The sequence below is a fragment of the Vreelandella stevensii S18214 genome, assembly GCF_000275725.1.
Classification (GTDB): domain Bacteria; phylum Pseudomonadota; class Gammaproteobacteria; order Pseudomonadales; family Halomonadaceae; genus Vreelandella; species Vreelandella stevensii.
On sequence record NZ_AJTS01000030.1, the window covers coordinates 29,849 to 47,934 of the forward strand.

Consider the following 18,086-nt stretch of genomic DNA (forward strand, 5'->3'; position numbering starts at 1 on the left):
CCCTTCAGTGGGTGCTAATTAGCCCGGGGCCACCTGGGTCGTGTATGGTGGAAAGAGTGTTTGGCACGATTTTTCATCTACCCAACAGGAGTCACCACCATGCAAAAGGATCCCAACAAGGGCTACATCGCCCTCCTCGGCTGGAGCCTCAATGCAATCGAAGCGGCCGAGCAGTTCGACCGGCGCTACATCGTGGTCGCCCCCGACTGGGCAGAAGAACACTGCAAAAAACACGATATTCCCTACGTTCCCTGGAACTTCGAGCGCCTCAACGACCGCTCCATGGAAATAGCAGAAACCCTCAAGGAAAAAGGCGTGGATGTCGCTATCCCGCTATTCGAGGAGACCGTCGAGTGGGCCGGTGCGATCAACTCCGTACTGCTCGATAACCCTCGCCTCTATGGCCAGTCCCTGCTCCTGCGTGACAAGGCGCTGATGAAGCGGCGCGCCCAGCTGGGCGGTATTCGCGTGGGTATTTTCGAAGAGGCCCACGACAGAGACGATGTCATCCGTTTCCTGAAACGGGTCAACCAGACCCTGCTCAAGCTGGACGGCGACCCCAACGACCCTATCCACTTGAAGGCGTTCGACAAGGCGGGCTGCCTCGGGCACCGCGTCATCCGCACGCCGGACGAGGTGGATACCATCCCGGATGAAGAGTTTCCCGTGTTGATGGAGTCGCACCTGGATGGCTGGGAATTCGCCGTGGAAGCGTGGATTCACGATGGCAAAATCGCCTTCCTGAACATTTCAGAATACGTCACGCTGGGTTATTCGGTGTTCGTTCCCGCCTCGCCGGAGCTCGAGCAGTATCGCCAACAGATCACCGCCCAGATCGAAAAACTGATCAAGGCCTTCGATATCGAGTTTGGCCTGATCCATCCGGAGTACTTCGTCACCAGCGATGGCGAGATGTACTTTGGTGAAGTCGCCTATCGTCCGCCAGGGTTCAAGGTGTTCGAACTCCTCGAGCGCGTCTATGGCTTCAACGCCTATCAAGCGTCGATGCTGGTCTTCGACCCCAAAGCCACGGCAGAAGAAGTAGCCGAGTTCTTCCCCAAGGAGATCGTCGATGCCAACGGGTTTGCGGGCTGCTTTGGCGTTTATCCGCGCCGCCGCGTGGTCAGCCGCCTGGAAATACCCGAAGAGACCGAAGATCATGACTACTTCGAGTCCCATGAGCTGACGCCCCCCTTGGAAGAGACCGTGACCAAGCGCACCGCGTTTGGGACCCACTGGGGGCTGATCTACTTCAAGGGCGACGATGCCCATACGCTACGTGACCTGCTCAAGCGGCAGGAATCTCTCGACTTCTATGTATAATTCTCCCTTTATCGGGATAAGGAGTCAGCGTGACCAATCAGCGTTCCACCCCTGACGGGGAAGAAGGCAAGCTCGATGGGTTGCTGAGCAAGTTCGATGAGGCAGTATCGCTACTTGACAAGGCCCCCGCCGTTTCAAAGGTGGCCAAGCTGCCCCGTGTGATGGACACCGCGCGGCGTATCCTGATGGTCGAAGGAGGCTGCGCAGCGCTGGAAGCGCGCGCCGCCAACTTCGAGGCAGCAGGGGTATTTGTGGGATCAGACTGGGAAACCCCCCAGTATCTGGTCCCGGCGTTGACCCCATTTTCGCTGAAAAGCGCCGATGCCACTGTGGTAGTGATCGAGGCGCTGAGCGAACTGCGGCTGCTGGCGGTGGCCAAGGGCGTTTACGCGCATCCTCAGCTGTCGCCAGAACATGCCCATCACTACCTTACTCAGGTCATGGCTATCAACTTGGGGCTGCTGTTCAACGCGCCCAGCGAAGCCGAGCGTGAAACCCAAGGCCGGCTGGCAAAAATTCCCCGCCAACTGTTTCAGCACCTGGCCGAGCGGCTAGGCCATGAGCACGTCATCGATCAACTGATCGATGAAATCTGGCGGATTCTCAAGCAGCGGCCCATCCAGGTCGACTCCATCAAGCAGATGATCACCCAGATCGCCCTGTGCCAGGCCAACCCGGAGATTGACCTGGGCGCCAGCGGCCAGGGTGCCGACCGGCTGGTCAGCTCGCTCTATGGCCCCACGCAGGCCTGCCGGGAAGACCCCGGCATCGAGGTCTACCGGGCACGCTTGGAGCGCATGGACCACGCAACGCTTCAAGCGGAGTCCACCGGTTTTGCCCGTGCCATGCACGATACTGGCCTCGTGTCGCCTTACCATGCCGTCCTGCTGCGCTTCCTGTTGGAAGAAGCCGATCAATTGCTTTCCGAGGCGCTGGGGCTGTCGTCCACAGGGCGCGACTGCCTGCTGTGCTATCGCGAATTGGCGCATACCTTGATTCGCAGCGGCGTCTACCCCGCCACCGCTCAGGCGGTCTATGGCCTGGCGCTCATGCTGGAACGCGGAATTCTCTATCAACCGCCGGTGGCACCAGCCATGTGGCGGCAGCTGAGCCTGCCGCTCTCCGACTGGGCCGTCTCGCGTTTGACGCTGGCCTATGGCGATACCGCATCGCCCAGAGCACGTTTGATCGAAGGCGTGCTGTGCATGCTGGGACTACCGCTGGGCATTGGCCAGGGTAACAACCCTACCTGCCAATCGGCGCGTGCACTGTCGATGTGGGCCTACAACGACCCGGACTACCTGCTGCAAATGGTGACCTGGGCCGCTCGGGACGATGAGATCATCATGCATTTCGAAGGCCAACCGATCTCTTCACAGGAGAGCGTGGCGGGAGTGGCCAGCGAGCTCCCTCTCGATCTCGACCCGGTGTCGTTGATCGTCGTCCCGCACCTGGATCGCATTTATGCGGAAATGGGCCGACGCTGCATCGGCCGGGAAGGCGACCCTCACCGCTGGGTCAACCCTGAGTTTCACGGCTGGTGGTCTGGCCGTGGATTCAGTATCAATGTGGACGTAGCCACCGGGAAGCTGCATGAGGTCGACACCTTCATTCGTCACTTCTACGCCAGCTACCACCCTTTCTACAACGGCAATCAGCCGCTGATTCACCCCCAGCCTGCTGGCGTTGCCGTCACGGACAGCGCGGCGCGTTTCATCGGCTGGCATGCCATCACTATTCTACGCGCCTCGCTCGACCCCAGCGATGTCATGCGCGTCTACTTCTACAACCCCAATAACGATAGCGGCCAGGACTGGGGAGATGGACTCAAGGTCAGTACTGCTGGCAACGGCGAACGCTTCGGTGAAGCATCACTGCCCTTCGAGCAGTTTCTCTCGCGGCTTTACATCTACCACTACGACCCCCTGGAAAGCGACGGGCTGGCCAGCGTGGGCGAGGAGGAGCTGGAGCGCGTCAAGGGCTATCTACATCGCAGCTGGGGAGCTACGCGAATCCCTCCCACCGACTTGCAGGCAGAGCCAGGCACAACATGACATAATGCGCGGTCTTTCAACGCTCCTGATACGCTGCCATGATACGACTCGATCAACTGCTGGTCAGCCAGGCGCTGGCCAGCTCACGCACCCGCGCCCAGCGCCTCATCAAGAATGGGCGTGTCTTTTTGACCGACGGCACCCCGCTCACCAAGCCTTCCGAAAAGTGGCCCGCCGACACATCACTGCGCGTCGAGGAGGACCCCGAGGAGCGCTACGCTTCCCGGGCAGGCCTTAAACTCGAGGGAGCGCTCACTACGCTGGATATGCGGCTGGAGGGCCTGGGCGTGCTGGATGTGGGCCAGTCCACCGGCGGCTTTACCGACTGCGCCCTGCGCTTCGGAGCCCGCCATGTAGTGGGTGTCGAGGTAGGCCACGACCAGTTGGCCGAAGCGCTGCGCCAGGACCCAAGGGTGGTGTGCCTGGAAGGCTTGAATGCGCGCCACATGAGCACCTCGGCAGCCTTGCTGGAAGTGCTGCGCCAATACCCCATCGAGCTGGCCATCATGGACGTGTCGTTCATTTCTCAAACGCTGATCCTGCCGGAAATCGCCGCCCTGTTACCGGCCAAGGGAAAGCTTATCTCTCTGGTCAAACCGCAGTTCGAGTTGGAGCCCAGCGCGTTGGACAAGCGCGGCGTGGTACGCGACCCAGCCCGCTACAGCGAGGTGGAGCACAAGATACGTGCAGCCTGCCAGAGCTGCGGTTTACACATCACCCATTGGCAAGAGAGCCCGATCACCGGCGGGGACGGCAATCGGGAGTTCCTGATGCTGGCCAGTCACGAGGCCCCTTAACCCAGATTTGCAGGAGGCAGCGGCTTGCGGGTCTGTACTTTCACCGACTCCCCTTGATCTCGGTGAAGCCATACGTCCATCTGCTCGAAGGCGACCCGCACGCCCGCTTCGCGGAATAGCTCATCCACACGGCAGTTCACTTCGTCGGCTGCAAACAGCCGGTCCAGCAAGTCGTTGACGAAGATGCGCAGCTCGAAATTCAGGCTGTGCGGGCCATAGTTAAGGTAGAACACCTGAGGCTCCGGGTCCGCCAGCACGCGTGGGTTTTCATCGGCGGCCTGGCGCAGCAGCTGATGCACCAATGGCAAATCAGAGCCATGCGCTACGCCATAGGTCAGCACCACCCGAGTGACATTGTCGGACAGCGACCAGTTGATCAGCTGATCGGTGACGAATGTCTTGTTGGGAATGATGATCTCCTTGCGATCGAAATCAGTCACCGTGGTGGCGCGGATGCGGATACGGCTGACCGTGCCATGCAGGTTACCCAGCGTGATGGTGTCGCCGATTCGAATGGGGCGTTCGAACAGGATGATCAGGCCAGAAATGAAGTTGGCAAAGATCTCCTGCAAGCCAAAGCCCAGCCCCACGCTCAACGCCGCCACCAGCCACTGCAGCTTGTCCCAGGAAACCCCCAGGGTAGCCAGCGACATGACGACGCCCGTTCCCACGATGGCGTAAGAGAGCAGCGAGCTGATGGCGTAGGCGCTGCCCTGCTTCAAGGCCAGCCGCGACAGCACCATCACTTCGAGCAACCCCGGCAGGTTACGCGCCATGATGAAGGTAATGGCGACCACCAACAGCGCGGTGAAAAAGTCGGAAAGGGAGAGCGCGCCGTCCACCAGATCGCCCTCATCGGCGTCCCACAGCGCCACCTGATCCAGATACCCCAGCACTGCCAGCAAGTCCGACCAGACCAGGTAGAGCAGTAGACTGAACCCGATCAGCAGGATGAGCTTGGAGAGCCGCAGCGACTGAGTATTGATCTTCTCCATGTCCAGGGGCGGCTCCTCAACCACTTCGAGACCGCCCTCCGCCCCCTCCTGCACCTGGGCACGCCGTCGCGCCAAAGCGCGCCGATACGCCAGGCGGCGAGCGGCCACCGCCAGGCTGCGGACCACCGTGGCTTCCACTACGACCCACAGCCCCAGCAGGTAAAGAGTCATCGCAAAACGCGCCACTAACCGCAGTGCCGTATATTCGTAGCCCCAGGCCACCAGCCCCAGCATCACCAACGGTACGCTGGCCATGGCCAGCCCCAGGATCAACCGAAACAGCCGCACTCCAAAGACAGGTACGTGGGCCAGAATCAGCTGCATCAACCACCACGCCATGGCCAGCAGCCCCAGCATGAACAATCCCATGGCCACCGGGCGCATGGCCAGCGGGGTTTCCATCTGCCCAGACATGGCCGCAATCCCTACCACGGGAACCAGCGCTACGCCTAACCCTCCAAGCAACTGGCGTAATCGAGCATTGTAGGCGGGTGCCCAGGTAAAGTGACGCTCGGCAACGCCATCGGGCACCAGCAAGCGGCGGCCCAGAGCAATCACCCCCCAGCTCAGGCTCAGTTGCAGCAAGGCCGGCGCCAGCCCCATTGCCAGGGCGCCTTCTGCCGTGCGCAGGGCAACGCCAGCTCCCGCCAGCGCCAGCGGACCAGGCAGCGCCAGCAGCGCATTCATCAGCACTGCTCTGGGCGTGTGCAGCTGCGTATCACTCTTCAAACGGCCTATTTGCGAGTGTAGCCGGGCCAGCGCGGCCTTAATACGGGAGCGTAACCCCAGCAGCGCCAGGCTTAGCAGCAGGAGCGGCGCACCGACCAGCATGTCCCAGCCAAGGCCCTGCCAGCGGTTGGGCAGTACGGCACGCCATTCGCCCTGCTGCCACTCCTGCTGCAGGTAATTGGGTAACTGGCGCACCCAGTTAAGGTCCAGCGGACGACTATTGGCTACCCAGAAAAGCTGTTCATCGATGGTGGCGCGCAGCTCGTGGGTGGTGGTCAAGAGCTGTTGCTGGTTCAACTGCAGCTCGATGGCGGCGCTCAACAGGCTGCCGTAGGACTGTTCGAGCTGCTCCACCAGCTCACGGCGAGATTGATAAAGTCGCGTCAGGGAGTCCACCAGCCCAGGCGTCACCTCGACGCCCGCTTCCTGTAGCCGCTGAGTGGCCAGGCGTTCTCCCTGGCGCAGCTGATCACGCTGGCGTATCAGATCGAATTGCTTGAGGCGCAAGTCGGCAATTTCATCTTGCAGGTCGCGGCGCGGCACGATCACCGGTAGCGACTGGCGCTGCTCCCTGAGTATCCGGGATAGCAGCTGGCTACCGCGAATGGCCTCCATCTGCTCACCAAGACTACGCTGCAACTGACGCACCAGCTCCAATTGGCGCTGGGCTTCGATGTTTTCGCGCACGATGCCATTGGCGCGGTCGGTGGCACGCAGCAGCTCGAGGCTCAGGTTCTGGTTTACCTGCTGGGCGCGTAGCACCACCGGATGCCCCTCGGCAATCAATGGATCATCCCGGGCGGCATCGGCAATCGCCTGCTCGGACTGCAGGCGTCGCTGACGATCGATGACCCCTTGCAGCAGGTTCAGCCGCTGCTCCTGATGGTCGATCTGCAACGCCAACAGCTCGCGCCGCTGCTGAGCCAGTTCCCGCAGCCGACTGTTGGCACTGAGCTCACGCTGATTCAGGGACACTTCCTGCTCGGCCAGCGCACGCTCCAGACGCCACTGGATCAACTGCGCATCCTCGCGAGCGGATAGCTGGCGGTCGGCCAGCAGCGCTTCTCGGGTATCATGTTCGCGGCGCAAGGTCTCGGCCCGCTGCAAGGCTTCGGAGATGGCTTGCTGGGCACGTTCAGGCAAGGTTTGCGCAGCCAACAGCTGCGAATTGACTTCAGCCAACTGGCTCTGTAGCTGCTGGAGTTCGATCACTGCACTGCCCTGCTGAGCTTCCAGTGCGTCCAGCGGCGTATCGCTCAAGCTATCCACGGAGAGCTGCAGGCTCTCCTCTTCGGCCTCGCGAAGCTCACGCTCCAGCTGCAGCAGTTGCTCCGGGGCTTGACTGACGCGCTGCTCCAGCGCGCGCTGTCGCTCCTCCAGCGCCTTGAGCCGCTCATGGGCTTGCAGCGCCGCTTCCAGGGCAGCCTGCTCGCGCTGCTGCGCGGCGGTCAGCTCCCCCTCCTGAGACTCCAGTGCAGCCAGCCGCTCGTTCAGAGCACTTTCCGAAGGCACACGCTCGCCGCTTTCGGCCCACCCCACCGGAGATACAACCAGCAGCGCGACACACATCAACACGCCCAGCGCGCCGTTCACTGCTTTCATGGCACTCTTCACCACGTCTAGAAGCCTCATTGACTGGTCAGCCCGCATTATCGGGCAAGGTGCCATTGTCAATCGTAAGGCCTGCCCGCGCAATCCGGCCGGTCACCAGAATATTGGCAGTTGACTTACTTCGGCCGCCTGTATAGAACGACGCTAACATTTGTCTATTTACCAACGTGGGCCATATTGATGGTTATCCGACCCCTGATACTGACAAGCCTGCTGGTTGCTCTGGGCAGCCAGTCGGCCATGGCCGAGACACGCGGCGATATCGAAGCGCGTATTCGCGCCTTGAATACCGAGCTCTATCAGCTCCGCCAGCAGCTGCAGCAAATTGACGCACCCGAAGCGGCGGCTCAGGGTATTCCACCGGCGCCCCTGCCAGAAGAGGTCGCCCTGGAGGATTTGACCGAGCGCCGCCAGCTGGAGCAGCAGTCGACGCGTAACCCGTTTTCCATCACCACCCACCGTACCAATTACCTGTTTCCGGTGAGCTATAACACTAATCAGGACTCCAACAATTTTCGTGAAGTGACCGATGCGTCCGGGCCTAACAACAACGAAGTGAAGTTCCAGTTCAGCGCCAAGTTCAATCTGGCGGAAGACGTGTTTGGCGACATTGGCGACGTCTATTTCGCCTATACCCAGCGAAGCTGGTGGCAGGCCTATAACACTGACGCCTCCTCCCCTTTCCGGGAAACCAACTACGAGCCCGAGGTGTTCATCGATTTCGATAACGCCTGGAGCGCTCTGGGCTGGGTGAATACGCGCAACCGCATCGCCTTCAACCACCAATCCAATGGCCGTTCGGACCCGCTGTCACGGAGCTGGAACCGCGTATACCTGGAAAGCACCTTGCAGCGCGGCGACTGGGCACTGACTCTGGCCCCCCACTGGCGCGTGCCGGAATCCGACGGTGACGACGACAACCCGGATATCGAGCGCTTCATGGGATATGGCGACATTCGTCTGGCCAGGCGCTTGGACAACAATCATGAAGTCGCTGGTCAACTGCGCGGCAACCCGAGCCCGGGCAACCTGGGTACTCAAATCGACTATAGCTGGCCCGCCTTCAATGGGGTGCGAGCACACGTACAGTATTACTACGGGTACGGCGAAAGCATGATCGATTACGACAACCGCGTGCATCGCCTGAGTCTTGGCTTCAGCCTCAACCCGCTGTTCAGCGCCACGGGCCTGAACCGTTGATGCGGAACCACTAAACTTTGGGGTTGTCTGTAGAGTGACGGCTGCTATGCTGAAGCTGTCACTCATTCATTCGTCAAAGGAAGACATCATGGCTAAACGTAACACAGACGCCTCCGCACGTGCCGACCAGCTGAAAGAAGACCTGCGCCATCTCAGCGAGACGGTCGAAGAGCTAATGAACGCCACATCGAAAGATGCCAGCGGTGAAATGCGCGACCTGCGTGAGCGTGCCGAACGTCGTTTGAAGGATACTCGTGCCCGCCTGGAAGCCCGCGGCGAGCGCATCTATGAAGACACCCGCGAGTCACTGGCTCAGCAAGCCGATTGCTGCGACCGCTATGTACATGAGAACCCCTGGACCAGCATCGGTATCGGTGCCGCAGCTGGCCTGGTGGTAGGTATGCTGCTCGGTCGTCGCTAATGGCATTGGGGCCAACCCAACGCGTCTTTTCTGCCGCCAAACGCTTGTTGAGGTCACTGTTAGCCAACGGTGAAACCCGCCTGCGTTTGGCGGTGTTGGAATTGGAGGAAGAGCGCGCTCGTTTATTGGTACTACTGTTGTTGGCTGGCGCCAGTTTGCTGCTGCTGCTGTTGGGCGTTGCCACACTGACGGCGCTGGTAGTTGTTCTGTTCTGGGACACCTATCGGCTGACGGCCATTGGCGTGAGTGCTGGCGTACTGATGGCACTCAGTCTGCTGCTGGCAGTGATTGCCATACGTCAGGCAAAGCGGCACTCGCTGCTCAAGGAAACCTTGAAACAGCTGGCAGCCGATCGCGCCCTGCTGGAGGCCAATGATGAAGAACTCACCGACCGTCGACGTTAAGACCACAGACAAGCCGTTGAGTCGCCAGCAGCGCAAGGCAGCGCTGCTGGCCGAGCTGGAACAGCAGCGTATCGATATACTGGTGAGCAGTGATACGTTGCAACGCACTTCCGCGCCGCTCGACCGGCACTGGCGAAGCCTGCGCTTACCGCTGTACGTCGTGGGCGGGCTCGCTGCCCTGCGGCTGGTTCGCCATCCTGGTGGCGCTATGGCCGTCGGCAAACGCGCGTTGGCAGGCTATATGCTGCTTCGCAAGCTGAAACTGCTGGCCAAAGTCGCCAGCTGACGAGGCGTTTGCCTGTTCAAAGCCGCCGGATGCCTTGCCTCAGGCGGCTTTTTCAATGGTGATCAACACGCCTGGCCACAGGCGACGCCACTCGCCCAGGCCCACTGGAAGTTGTAACCACCCAACTGGCCCGTGACATCCAGCACTTCGCCAATGAAACGCAGCTGGGGTAAGCCTCGTACTTCAAAACTCTTCGACGAAATGGCCTCGGTACTGATCCCGCCCATGGTCACCTCTGCCGTACGCCAACCCTCTGTGCCCGCCGGTTTCACCTGCCACTCATTGAGGTACTGTGCCCAGCAGTCGATCGCCTCGTTGCTGTACTGTGCCAATGGCATGCCGGTGGCGTGCTCGGGGTACCACTCCACTATCGCCTGTGCCAGACGTTTGGGAAACCGCTCGCCCAGCCAGGTAGACAACATGCGCTTGGGAGTTTGCTCACGCGCATGACGCAGCGAAGCCGCCACCTCCTCACCCGGCAATAAATCAATCGTAATGGCGCTACCGGGCTGCCAGACGCTCGAAATCTGGAGCATCGCCGGCCCCGACAGCCCCCGATGGGTAAACAGCATGGGCTCATTGAAGCGCCCTTGACCACAGCTGACCGATACCGGCACGCTGAGCCCTGACAGCGTTTCAGCACGCGCTTTCCAGACATCACTGAGCGTGAAGGGCACCAACCCAGGCCGAGTAGGCAACACCTCAAGTCCAAATTGACGGGCGAGATCGTAACCGAAGCCCGAAGCCCCCATGGTGGGAATGGAGAGCCCCCCCGTGGCCACTACCAACACGCCACAGCTGATGGTGCCCATCGAGGTAGTCAACTGCATTCCCTCGCCCAAGCGCTCCACCTTGGAAATGGACGTCTTCAATGCCAGTTCGACGCCGGCCCATTCACATTCGGTCAGCAGGACTCTCACGATCTCCTTGGCGGAGTCGGCACAAAAGAGTTGCCCCGGCGCTTTTTCCACGTACTCTACGCCATGGCGCTCTACCAACGATACAAAATGTTCCGGTCGGTAACGTTTCAATGCAGAAATGCAAAAGTAAGGATTTTCAGAGTAAAAATGGCTTGGAGAGGCGTCAAGGTTGGTAAAGTTGCAACGACCGCCTCCTGACATGAGGATTTTCTTGCCCGGTTTATTGGCATGGTCAACCACCAGCACGCGCCGCCCTGCATAACCTGCTTGAGCCGCACACATCAACCCGGCGGCACCTGCGCCAATGACGACCACGTCATACATCATCCTGGAGCCCTTACATGAAAAGTTGACTATCTTAGCAGCTGACAAACCGCACAACACTTTACAAGCACAAAATACATGTACATATAATGTATAGATAACTTCCCTATGTACCGATATCTTGCCGTTAGCGCTTATCACGGCAGCCGTTTTCCGGATAATGCGGGACACCTCCTGTTGACGCTGAGACGCTCATGCTCGTTTATAAACGCCTCTTTCTCTTCATCGTGCTGGCCGCCATGTCACCTCTGGCCCTGGCACAGTCCCCACCACCAGTGATCGGTCATGTTGCCCAGGCCACCCAATGGTCCGATCCTCTGGAGGCGCTGGGTACGTTGCGCGCCGATGAGAGCGTCACGCTATCGGCCACCGTCACCGACACCATTGCCGAGATCACTTTCGAGGATGGTGCTCAGGTCGAACAGGGCGAACTGCTGATTCGTCTTGAAGATGCCGAAGAGCAAGCCTTGCTCAGAGCCGCGCGCGCCATCACCGACGAGCGCCGCAACGCGGTGACCAGAACGTCTCAACTTCAGGAGCGCAATTTGGCCCCCCGCGCCGAACTGGAAGACACCCAGGCGCGGCTAAGACAGGCCGAAGCCGACGTGCAGGCCCTCCAGGCACGCCTGGCCAACTACCGCGTGGTCGCGCCCTTCAGCGGCCGCGTTGGCTTTCGCAACGTCAGCGTTGGCGCGCTGGTGACCCCGGGCATGGAGCTGGTGACCCTCGACAAGCTGGATGTCATGAAGCTGGACTTTACCGTACCGGAAGTGTTTCTGGGGCGCCTGTCGGCAGGGCTGGCGCTGAGTGCGACCACCGCCGCCTACCCGGATGAGGTCTTCCGAGGTGAAATCGCCAGCATTGGCACGCGCATCGACCCGGTGTCACGCAGCGTTAGCGTCCGGGCCGAGCTGGCCAACCCCGCGCTGCGCCTGCGCCCCGGCATGTTGATGGAGGTGGTCGTGCAGCAACGCGTGCGCAATACGCTGGTACTGCCTGAAGCCGCTATCGAGCCGAGCGGCAATCGCCATTTCGTGATGGTCATTCACGAGGAGGAAGGAGAGCATCGCCTGGAGCGCCGCGAGGTCGCCCTGGGTGAGCGCCGCAGTGGGGAAGTGGAAGTGCTCGAGGGTGTGGCAGATGGCGAGCTGGTGGCAGTGCACGGCCTGCAGCTGGCCCGCGACGGCCAGCAGGTTCGCTTGATGGGCATTACCGACGAAGAAACCAGCATCCGTACCCTGCTGGAGGCTGACCGCTAATGCGCTTATCCGACATCTCCGTACAGCGTCCGGTGCTGGCCATGGTCATCGCCGCGCTGATCGTGGCTTTTGGTCTACTCGCGCTAAATCGCCTGCCGCTGCAAGAGTACCCCACCGTCGACCCGCCCATTGTCAGTATCGACACGCGTTACCCCGGCGCCTCGGCCAGCGTGGTCGAAACCCGTATCACCCAGGTGCTGGAAGACCGTATTGCCGGGGTAGAAGGCATCGAGCTGATCACGTCTCAAAGCGAAGATGGCCGTTCGCGCATTCAGATCGAGTTTGCCATCAGCATGGATATCGACGCGGCCGCCAACGACGTCCGCGACCGCATATCGGGCGCCCTGCGCAACCTTCCCGATGATGCTGACAACCCTGAAGTCACCAAGGCCGACAGCAGCGATGAAATCGTCATCTGGCTTAGTCTCTCAGGGGCGGACTACTCGATCACCGAGCTCACCGACTACGCCAACCGCTTTCTGGTGGACAGCCTGTCGGTGCAGCCGGGGGTGGCCAGGGTGCGCGTGGGCGGCGGGCGTGACTACGCCATGCGTGTCTGGCTGGACCGCAACGCGCTGGCAGCACGGGGCCTCACCGTGGGTGATATCGAGGACGCCCTGCGTGCCGAAAACGTCGAGCTGCCCGCGGGTTCCATCGAGTCCGATGATCGCCAGTTCATCGTACGGCTGCCGCGCAATTTCGCCACTGCCGATGACTTTCAGCGGCTGGCGGTTACCCAGGGCAGCAACGGGCACCTGATTCGTCTGGCCGATGTGGCCCGAGTGGAAGTGGGCTCGGTGGAAGACCGTTCGGTGTTTCGGGCCAACGGCGTGCCCATGGTGGGGCTAGGCATGATCATGCAGTCCACCGCCAACGTGGTGGAGCTTTCCGAAGCGGTACAGCAGGAGCTGGAGCGCTTACAAGGCACCCTGCCCGAGGGCATGTCACTGTCACTCAACTACGATGCTTCGGTGTTCGTATCCGGAGCCATCGACCAGGTGGTCATGACGCTGTTCATCGCCATGGGGCTGGTGGTGATCGTGATTTTCCTGTTCCTGGGCAATCTGCGAACCACCATCGTGCCCGCCGTGACCGTCCCCATCGCCGTGATTGGCGCCTTTACCGCGCTGGCGGCCATGAATTTCTCGATCAACCTGCTGACGCTGCTTGCGCTGGTACTGGCCATTGGCCTGATCGTCGACGACGCCATCGTGGTGCTGGAAAACATCAACCGGCGCATGCACGATTACGGTGAGACACCGCTGGTGGCGGCCTTCCGCGGCACTCGTCAAATCGCTTTTGCGGTCATTGCCACGACCCTCGTGCTGGTAGCCGTGTTCGTGCCGCTGAGCATGCTGCAGGGTGACATCGGCCGTCTGTTTTCCGAATTTGCGCTGACCATGGCCGCCGCGGTGGTCGTCTCCACGCTGCTGGCCCTGACCCTGACGCCCATGATGGCTTCCAAGATCCTCAAGCCGGGGATGCACGATAGCCGCATTGGCCAAGGGGTGCAGTGGCTGCTGGACGGCGCTCGAAAGCGTTACCAGCGCGCGCTGGAGGTCGTGCTGGCATTCAGATGGGTGGTGGTGGCCCTGTTTGCCCTGCTGGTGGCAGGCACTGCCTGGCTGGCGTCGGTGCTGCCCAGCGAATACACCCCCCAGGAGGATCGCGGCAACTTCATCGTACTGGTCAACGGGCCAGAGGGCGCCACCTTCGATTACATGATGGATTACATGGATGAGATCGAAGCTCGCCTGACTCCCTTTGTCGATAGCGGTGAGCTGGAGCGCGTGGTGGTCCGGGCACCGCGGGGGTTCGGCAATATCGAAAACTTCAACAGCGGCTTCATCATCGTCAACATGGCCGACTGGGGCAGCCGCCGCAGCGCCTGGGAGATCATGGCGGACGTGAGGCAAACCCTGGGCTCTTTGCCGGGCGTGCAAGCCTTCCCGGTCATGCGCCAGGGGTTTGGTCAACGCACCCAGAAACCGGTCCAGTTCGTGCTAGGGGGCGGCACTTACGAGGAACTGGCCAGCTGGCGGGATACGCTGGTCAACCATATTCGCGAGCACAACCCGCGCCTGACCGCCGTAGAGAGCAACTACAACGAAACCCAGCCGCAGCTCAGGGTCGACATCAACTACGAACGGGCGGCCGCGCTGGGGGTCACCGTCACGGAAATAGGCCGCACGTTGGAGGTGCTGCTCGGTGGGCGCAACGTGACCCGTTACGTGGATGACGGCGAAGAGTACGACGTGATTCTGGAAGGCGACCGTGGCCGCCAAAACAGCCCGCGAGCGCTGGACAACATCCAGGTGCGCTCCGCGCGGTCCGGTGAGCTGATTCCGCTGGCCAGCCTGGTGACACTCTCTGACTTCGCTGGCGCCAGCACGCTCAACCGCTTCGATCGCGTGCGCGCCATTACCATCGAGGCCAACCTGGCCGATGGCTACCCACTGGGTGAAGCGCTGGCCTACCTGCAGGAGACCGCAGACACCATCCTGCCGGAAGAAGTGCAGACCAATCTGGCAGGCCCTTCTCGAGACTTCCAGCAGGCCAGCGGGGCGACGACCTTCCTGCTGGTACTTGGCGCCATAGTAGTTTTCCTGGTGCTTGCCGCCCAGTTCGAGAGCCTGATTCACCCCTTCGTGATCATGCTGACGGTGCCGCTGGCCATGAGTGGCGCCCTGCTGGCCCTGCTGCTGACCGGCCAGTCATTGAATATCTACAGTCAGGTGGGGCTGGTGCTGCTGATAGGATTGGCGGCCAAGAATGGCATCCTGATCGTCGAGTTCGCCAACCAGCTGCGCGATGAGGGTCAGGCCTTTCGCTCGGCCCTGATCGAAGCGTCGGTGACCCGCCTGCGGCCCATTTTGATGACGGCGGTGACCACCATGGCCGGGGCGATTCCGCTGATCGTTTCCAGTGGCCCTGGCGCAGAGTCTCGCCTGGTGATTGGCACGGTGATCATGGCGGGGGTCGGCGCGGCCACGGTGTTTACGCTGTTCGTGGTGCCGGTGGCCTACGACTTGCTGGCACGCTACTCAGGCTCCCCTGGCGCCGTTAAGCGGCAGCTGGAAGAAGAAATTGCCAATGCGCCGGAGGCCGACCACGAACCGCTGGCTACGCCCGAGCGCTAAGCAACCTCTGCTACCGAGTAGACAGACAACCAGGGCGCCAAAAGGCGCCCTTGTTGTTGAAAACCGCTGCTGAAGATCGTTAAAGCAGTGCGTACGGTTACTCGCAGTCGCCGATGCGCTCGCCTTCGATCACGGTGTTCATGGTCAATTCGCCCATGGGTGACTGGGTGAAGATGTCCACGCTGCCTTCGATACGCTCACCCATGAAGCGCATTTCACCGTCGATATTGGCTTCGCCGCCTTCAGCACGGCACACCATGCTGTACGAAAGGCCATCGGCGTTCATGTCCTGGTGCTGCAGCTCGCAGCCCTCTTCTTCTTCGATGAAGCCAAACTCTGCGCCATCCAGCTCTTCCTGGGTGATGCACTGACGCTCGGTTTCCGTCTGATCGGGAATCTGCATGTCACCGCTGATACTGGTTACGCTGACGAACTCCCACTCGCCAGGCGTTACGTTGGGTGTTTCCGCCAGAGCGACCATCGGGAAGGCCAATAAGGCCGCTACTGCCATGTGACGTTTCATCATCGTTTTTTCTCACTAGGTTAATTGGGTAAACCCGCTCTTATCCTACCTGAATCATGCCGCTTGTGCCCGCCCCGGACAGGGCTGTTACACTGGATATCCTTTTTCTGCCTGACAGGCAACCACCATGCATGACGACGCGCTGGTCCCCCATGACTTCTACTGCCCCTATTGTGACACGCCTCTGACCTTCATGATCGACACGTCACAGGGCAGCCACGATACCTGGGAAGATTGCCATCAATGCTGCGCCCCCATCCGGCTTCAGGTGGTGATCTCACCTTTCACAGGCGAACTCGACGCCGTCATCACCGGCCGTGACGACGACGTCTTGTGAGCCATGGTCAGGCCACGTCATCCTGCTGCATCTGAGCCACCCGCCTGGCCTCGCTGCGGCGCATGAAGTACCACGCCAGCAGCGTCGCCAACGAGACGGTCAGAATGATCAGCGTGGCCAAGGCATTGATCTTGGGCGAGACGCCCATGCGCACGGAGGAGAACACCACCATGGGCAGCGTATTGGCTCCCGGGCCTGATACGAAGCTGGCGATCACCAGGTCATCCAGCGACAGCGTGAACGCCAGCAGCCAGCCTGCCGCCAGAGCAGGCGCAATGACCGGCAGCGTCACGCTGAAGAATGTCTTGACCGGCGGCGAGCCAAGGTCCATGGCCGCCTCTTCGATGGAACGATCCAGCTCCCGGAGACGCGCCGACACCACCACCGCCACATAGGCACTGCAGAACGTGGTGTGGGCAATCCATATCGTCGCCATCCCCCGGTCCGCGGGCCAGCCAATCAGTTGCGCCATCTGCACGAACAGCAGCAGCAGGGAAAGCCCGGTGATCACCTCAGGCATGACCAGCGGTGCCGTCACCATACTGGAAAGCGCCGTCTTGCCTCGAAAATGGCCATAGCGGGTCATCACGAAAGCCGCCACCGTGCCCAGGCACACCGCCATGCTGGCAGCGAAAAAGGCGATCTTGAGACTGGTCCATACCGCCGAGAGAATCTGCCGATCCCGGAACAGCTCGCCGTACCAGTGGGTCGAGAAACCCGCCCACACCGTCACCAGGCGCGATGAGTTGAACGAGTAGAACACCAGCACGAACATCGGCAGATAGAGAAACAGCAGGCCAAGCACCAGCATCACTGTGGTAAAGCTGGGGCGCCGAGAGGACGTCATCATTGTTCGAGCTCCCGTGACTGGTAGCGGTGGAACCATACAATGGGGATCAACAACAGCAGCAACATGACCATCGCCAGCGCTGCGGCCACCGGCCAATCACGATTCAGGAAGAACTCTTCCCAAAGCACCTTGCCGATCATCAGGGTATCAGGCCCTCCCAACAGCTCAGGGATCACGAACTCACCCACTGCAGGAATGAATACCAGCATGGAACCCGCCACGATGCCCCCCATGGAAAGCGGCAGAGTGACTTTCAGGAAAGTATTCAATTTACGCGACCCCAGGTCAGAGGCCGCTTCCAATAGCGATGTATCCAGACGCGTCAGATGGGCATACAGCGGTAGCACCATGAACGGCAGGTAGGCATACACGATGCCCACGACGACCGCAAACTGGGTATTCATCATGCGTAGCGGCGAGTCGATGAGGCCGATGCTCAGCAGCAGATTGTTGATCAGGCCATTGTTGCTGAGTATGCCCATCCACGCATACACGCGGATCAGAAACGACGTCCAGGAGGGCAGCATCACCAGCAGCAGCAGAATCAACTGCCAGCGCCCCGGGGCACGGGCCATGGCATAGGCCATGGGATAACCGAGCAGCAAGCACACCAGCGTGGCGGTAAATGCTGTCTTGATGGAGCCCCAGTAAGCCGCGACATACAGCGAGTCAGAGAGCAAGAACAGATAGTTGCCGACATTGAGAAAGATACTCAGGGTTTGATCGGCATACTCGACCAGCGGCCCGTAGGGAGGAATGGCAATCGCCCCTTCGGCAAGGCTGATCTTGAGCACCAACGCAAAGGGCAGCAAAAAGAACAGCGTGAGCCACACCAGCGGGAATGCGATTACCGCACGCCGCCCCAGCTGTAGACGCTTGATCATGCCGGTAAAGCCAGATGGCATCATGGTAG

At 60.7% G+C, this 18,086-nt stretch carries 15 protein-coding genes; 10 read left to right on the forward strand and 5 right to left on the reverse strand.

Features of this window, described 5'->3' with window-relative positions:
* The first annotated feature begins 99 nt into the window (after positions 1-99).
* The 3 genes from HSS18214_RS0106045 to HSS18214_RS0106055 are packed head-to-tail and all read left to right on the forward strand — an operon-like array spanning position 100 to position 4,174.
* Positions 100-1,323: an ATP-grasp domain-containing protein gene (locus HSS18214_RS0106045; RefSeq protein WP_016914405.1), complete on the forward strand. Its 1,224-nt coding sequence runs from the start codon at positions 100-102 to the stop codon at positions 1,321-1,323.
* Between the two features lie 29 nt (positions 1,324-1,352).
* A complete protein-coding gene (locus HSS18214_RS0106050; protein ID WP_016914406.1) occupies positions 1,353-3,377 on the forward strand; it encodes a hypothetical protein in 2,025 nt (674 codons plus the stop codon).
* 38 nt (positions 3,378-3,415) lie between these two features.
* Positions 3,416-4,174 (forward strand): TlyA family RNA methyltransferase, encoded by a 759-nt coding sequence (locus tag HSS18214_RS0106055; RefSeq protein ID WP_016914407.1) that lies wholly within the window; start codon positions 3,416-3,418, stop codon positions 4,172-4,174.
* Here the strand turns inward: HSS18214_RS0106055 and mscK are convergent.
* A complete protein-coding gene (mscK, locus tag HSS18214_RS0106060) occupies positions 4,171-7,467 on the reverse strand; it encodes a mechanosensitive channel MscK (RefSeq protein ID WP_156808483.1) in 3,297 nt (1,098 codons plus the stop codon). The two genes, HSS18214_RS0106055 and mscK, sit on opposite strands and share 4 nt — an antisense overlap.
* A gap of 222 nt (positions 7,468-7,689) precedes the next feature.
* Between mscK and HSS18214_RS0106065 the strand changes: the two genes are divergently transcribed.
* From HSS18214_RS0106065 to HSS18214_RS0106080, 4 genes are all read left to right on the forward strand, one after another.
* Positions 7,690-8,709, forward strand: a complete 1,020-nt coding sequence (locus HSS18214_RS0106065) for a phospholipase A (RefSeq protein WP_016914409.1) — start codon at positions 7,690-7,692, stop codon at positions 8,707-8,709.
* Positions 8,710-8,797: 88 nt separating this feature from the next.
* Positions 8,798-9,130 carry an ElaB/YgaM/YqjD family protein gene (locus tag HSS18214_RS0106070; RefSeq protein ID WP_016914410.1) on the forward strand — a complete coding sequence of 111 codons (333 nt, stop codon included), beginning with the start codon at positions 8,798-8,800 and terminating at the stop codon, positions 9,128-9,130.
* A complete protein-coding gene (locus tag HSS18214_RS0106075; protein ID WP_016914411.1) occupies positions 9,130-9,534 on the forward strand; it encodes a phage holin family protein in 405 nt (134 codons plus the stop codon). The genes HSS18214_RS0106070 and HSS18214_RS0106075 overlap by 1 nt, the downstream gene beginning before the upstream one ends.
* The gene (locus HSS18214_RS0106080; RefSeq protein WP_016914412.1) at positions 9,506-9,820 is read left to right on the forward strand and encodes a YqjK-like family protein; all 315 of its coding nucleotides are present in this window, start codon (positions 9,506-9,508) and stop codon (positions 9,818-9,820) included. The genes HSS18214_RS0106075 and HSS18214_RS0106080 overlap by 29 nt, the downstream gene beginning before the upstream one ends.
* A 62-nt stretch (positions 9,821-9,882) precedes the next feature.
* Here the strand turns inward: HSS18214_RS0106080 and HSS18214_RS0106085 are convergent, their stop codons facing one another.
* Positions 9,883-11,067 (reverse strand): BaiN/RdsA family NAD(P)/FAD-dependent oxidoreductase, encoded by a 1,185-nt coding sequence (locus tag HSS18214_RS0106085; RefSeq protein ID WP_026001764.1) that lies wholly within the window; start codon positions 11,065-11,067, stop codon positions 9,883-9,885.
* Positions 11,068-11,258: 191 nt separating this feature from the next.
* On the opposite strand from HSS18214_RS0106085, the gene HSS18214_RS0106090 reads away from it, so the two are divergent.
* Together HSS18214_RS0106090 and HSS18214_RS0106095 are read left to right on the forward strand one after the other, a co-directional pair.
* Positions 11,259-12,323 (forward strand): efflux RND transporter periplasmic adaptor subunit, encoded by a 1,065-nt coding sequence (locus HSS18214_RS0106090; protein WP_016914414.1) that lies wholly within the window; start codon positions 11,259-11,261, stop codon positions 12,321-12,323.
* Positions 12,323-15,463 carry an efflux RND transporter permease subunit gene (locus tag HSS18214_RS0106095; protein WP_016914415.1) on the forward strand — a complete coding sequence of 1,047 codons (3,141 nt, stop codon included), beginning with the start codon at positions 12,323-12,325 and terminating at the stop codon, positions 15,461-15,463. The genes HSS18214_RS0106090 and HSS18214_RS0106095 overlap by 1 nt, the downstream gene beginning before the upstream one ends.
* 97 nt (positions 15,464-15,560) lie before the next feature.
* Here the strand turns inward: HSS18214_RS0106095 and HSS18214_RS0106100 are convergent, their stop codons facing one another.
* Positions 15,561-15,974, reverse strand: coding sequence for a DUF3617 domain-containing protein (locus tag HSS18214_RS0106100; protein WP_100731929.1), 414 nt, complete (start codon positions 15,972-15,974; stop codon positions 15,561-15,563).
* Positions 15,975-16,113: 139 nt separating this feature from the next.
* Here HSS18214_RS0106100 and HSS18214_RS0106105 point away from each other — a divergent pair, with 139 nt between their 5' ends.
* Entirely contained in the window at positions 16,114-16,323 is a 210-nt protein-coding gene (locus HSS18214_RS0106105) for a zinc ribbon domain-containing protein (protein ID WP_016914417.1), read from the forward strand.
* Positions 16,324-16,330: 7 nt separating this feature from the next.
* Here the strand turns inward: HSS18214_RS0106105 and HSS18214_RS0106110 are convergent, their stop codons facing one another.
* Both HSS18214_RS0106110 and HSS18214_RS0106115 read right to left on the reverse strand, forming a co-directional pair.
* Complete coding sequence (locus HSS18214_RS0106110; protein WP_016914418.1) at positions 16,331-17,173, reverse strand: ABC transporter permease subunit; 843 nt, start codon at positions 17,171-17,173, stop codon at positions 16,331-16,333.
* The gene (locus HSS18214_RS0106115) at positions 17,170-18,081 is read right to left on the reverse strand and encodes an ABC transporter permease subunit (RefSeq protein ID WP_016914419.1); all 912 of its coding nucleotides are present in this window, start codon (positions 18,079-18,081) and stop codon (positions 17,170-17,172) included. The genes HSS18214_RS0106110 and HSS18214_RS0106115 overlap by 4 nt, the downstream gene beginning before the upstream one ends.
* Positions 18,082-18,086: the final 5 nt, after the last annotated feature.

Coding starts and splice junctions, on each gene's coding strand:
- HSS18214_RS0106045 (WP_016914405.1), top strand. CDS start 100: ATGCAAAAGGATCCCAACAAGGGCTACATCGCCCTCCTCGGCTGGAGC.
- HSS18214_RS0106055 (WP_016914407.1), top strand. CDS start 3,416: ATGATACGACTCGATCAACTGCTGGTCAGCCAGGCGCTGGCCAGCTCA.
- mscK (WP_156808483.1), bottom strand. CDS start 7,467: ATGTGTGTCGCGCTGCTGGTTGTATCTCCGGTGGGGTGGGCCGAAAGC.
- HSS18214_RS0106065 (WP_016914409.1), top strand. CDS start 7,690: ATGGTTATCCGACCCCTGATACTGACAAGCCTGCTGGTTGCTCTGGGC.
- HSS18214_RS0106070 (WP_016914410.1), top strand. CDS start 8,798: ATGGCTAAACGTAACACAGACGCCTCCGCACGTGCCGACCAGCTGAAA.
- HSS18214_RS0106075 (WP_016914411.1), top strand. CDS start 9,130: ATGGCATTGGGGCCAACCCAACGCGTCTTTTCTGCCGCCAAACGCTTG.
- HSS18214_RS0106080 (WP_016914412.1), top strand. CDS start 9,506: ATGAAGAACTCACCGACCGTCGACGTTAAGACCACAGACAAGCCGTTG.
- HSS18214_RS0106085 (WP_026001764.1), bottom strand. CDS start 11,067: ATGATGTATGACGTGGTCGTCATTGGCGCAGGTGCCGCCGGGTTGATG.
- HSS18214_RS0106090 (WP_016914414.1), top strand. CDS start 11,259: ATGCTCGTTTATAAACGCCTCTTTCTCTTCATCGTGCTGGCCGCCATG.
- HSS18214_RS0106095 (WP_016914415.1), top strand. CDS start 12,323: ATGCGCTTATCCGACATCTCCGTACAGCGTCCGGTGCTGGCCATGGTC.
- HSS18214_RS0106100 (WP_100731929.1), bottom strand. CDS start 15,974: ATGGCAGTAGCGGCCTTATTGGCCTTCCCGATGGTCGCTCTGGCGGAA.
- HSS18214_RS0106105 (WP_016914417.1), top strand. CDS start 16,114: ATGCATGACGACGCGCTGGTCCCCCATGACTTCTACTGCCCCTATTGT.
- HSS18214_RS0106110 (WP_016914418.1), bottom strand. CDS start 17,173: ATGATGACGTCCTCTCGGCGCCCCAGCTTTACCACAGTGATGCTGGTG.
- HSS18214_RS0106115 (WP_016914419.1), bottom strand. CDS start 18,081: ATGATGCCATCTGGCTTTACCGGCATGATCAAGCGTCTACAGCTGGGG.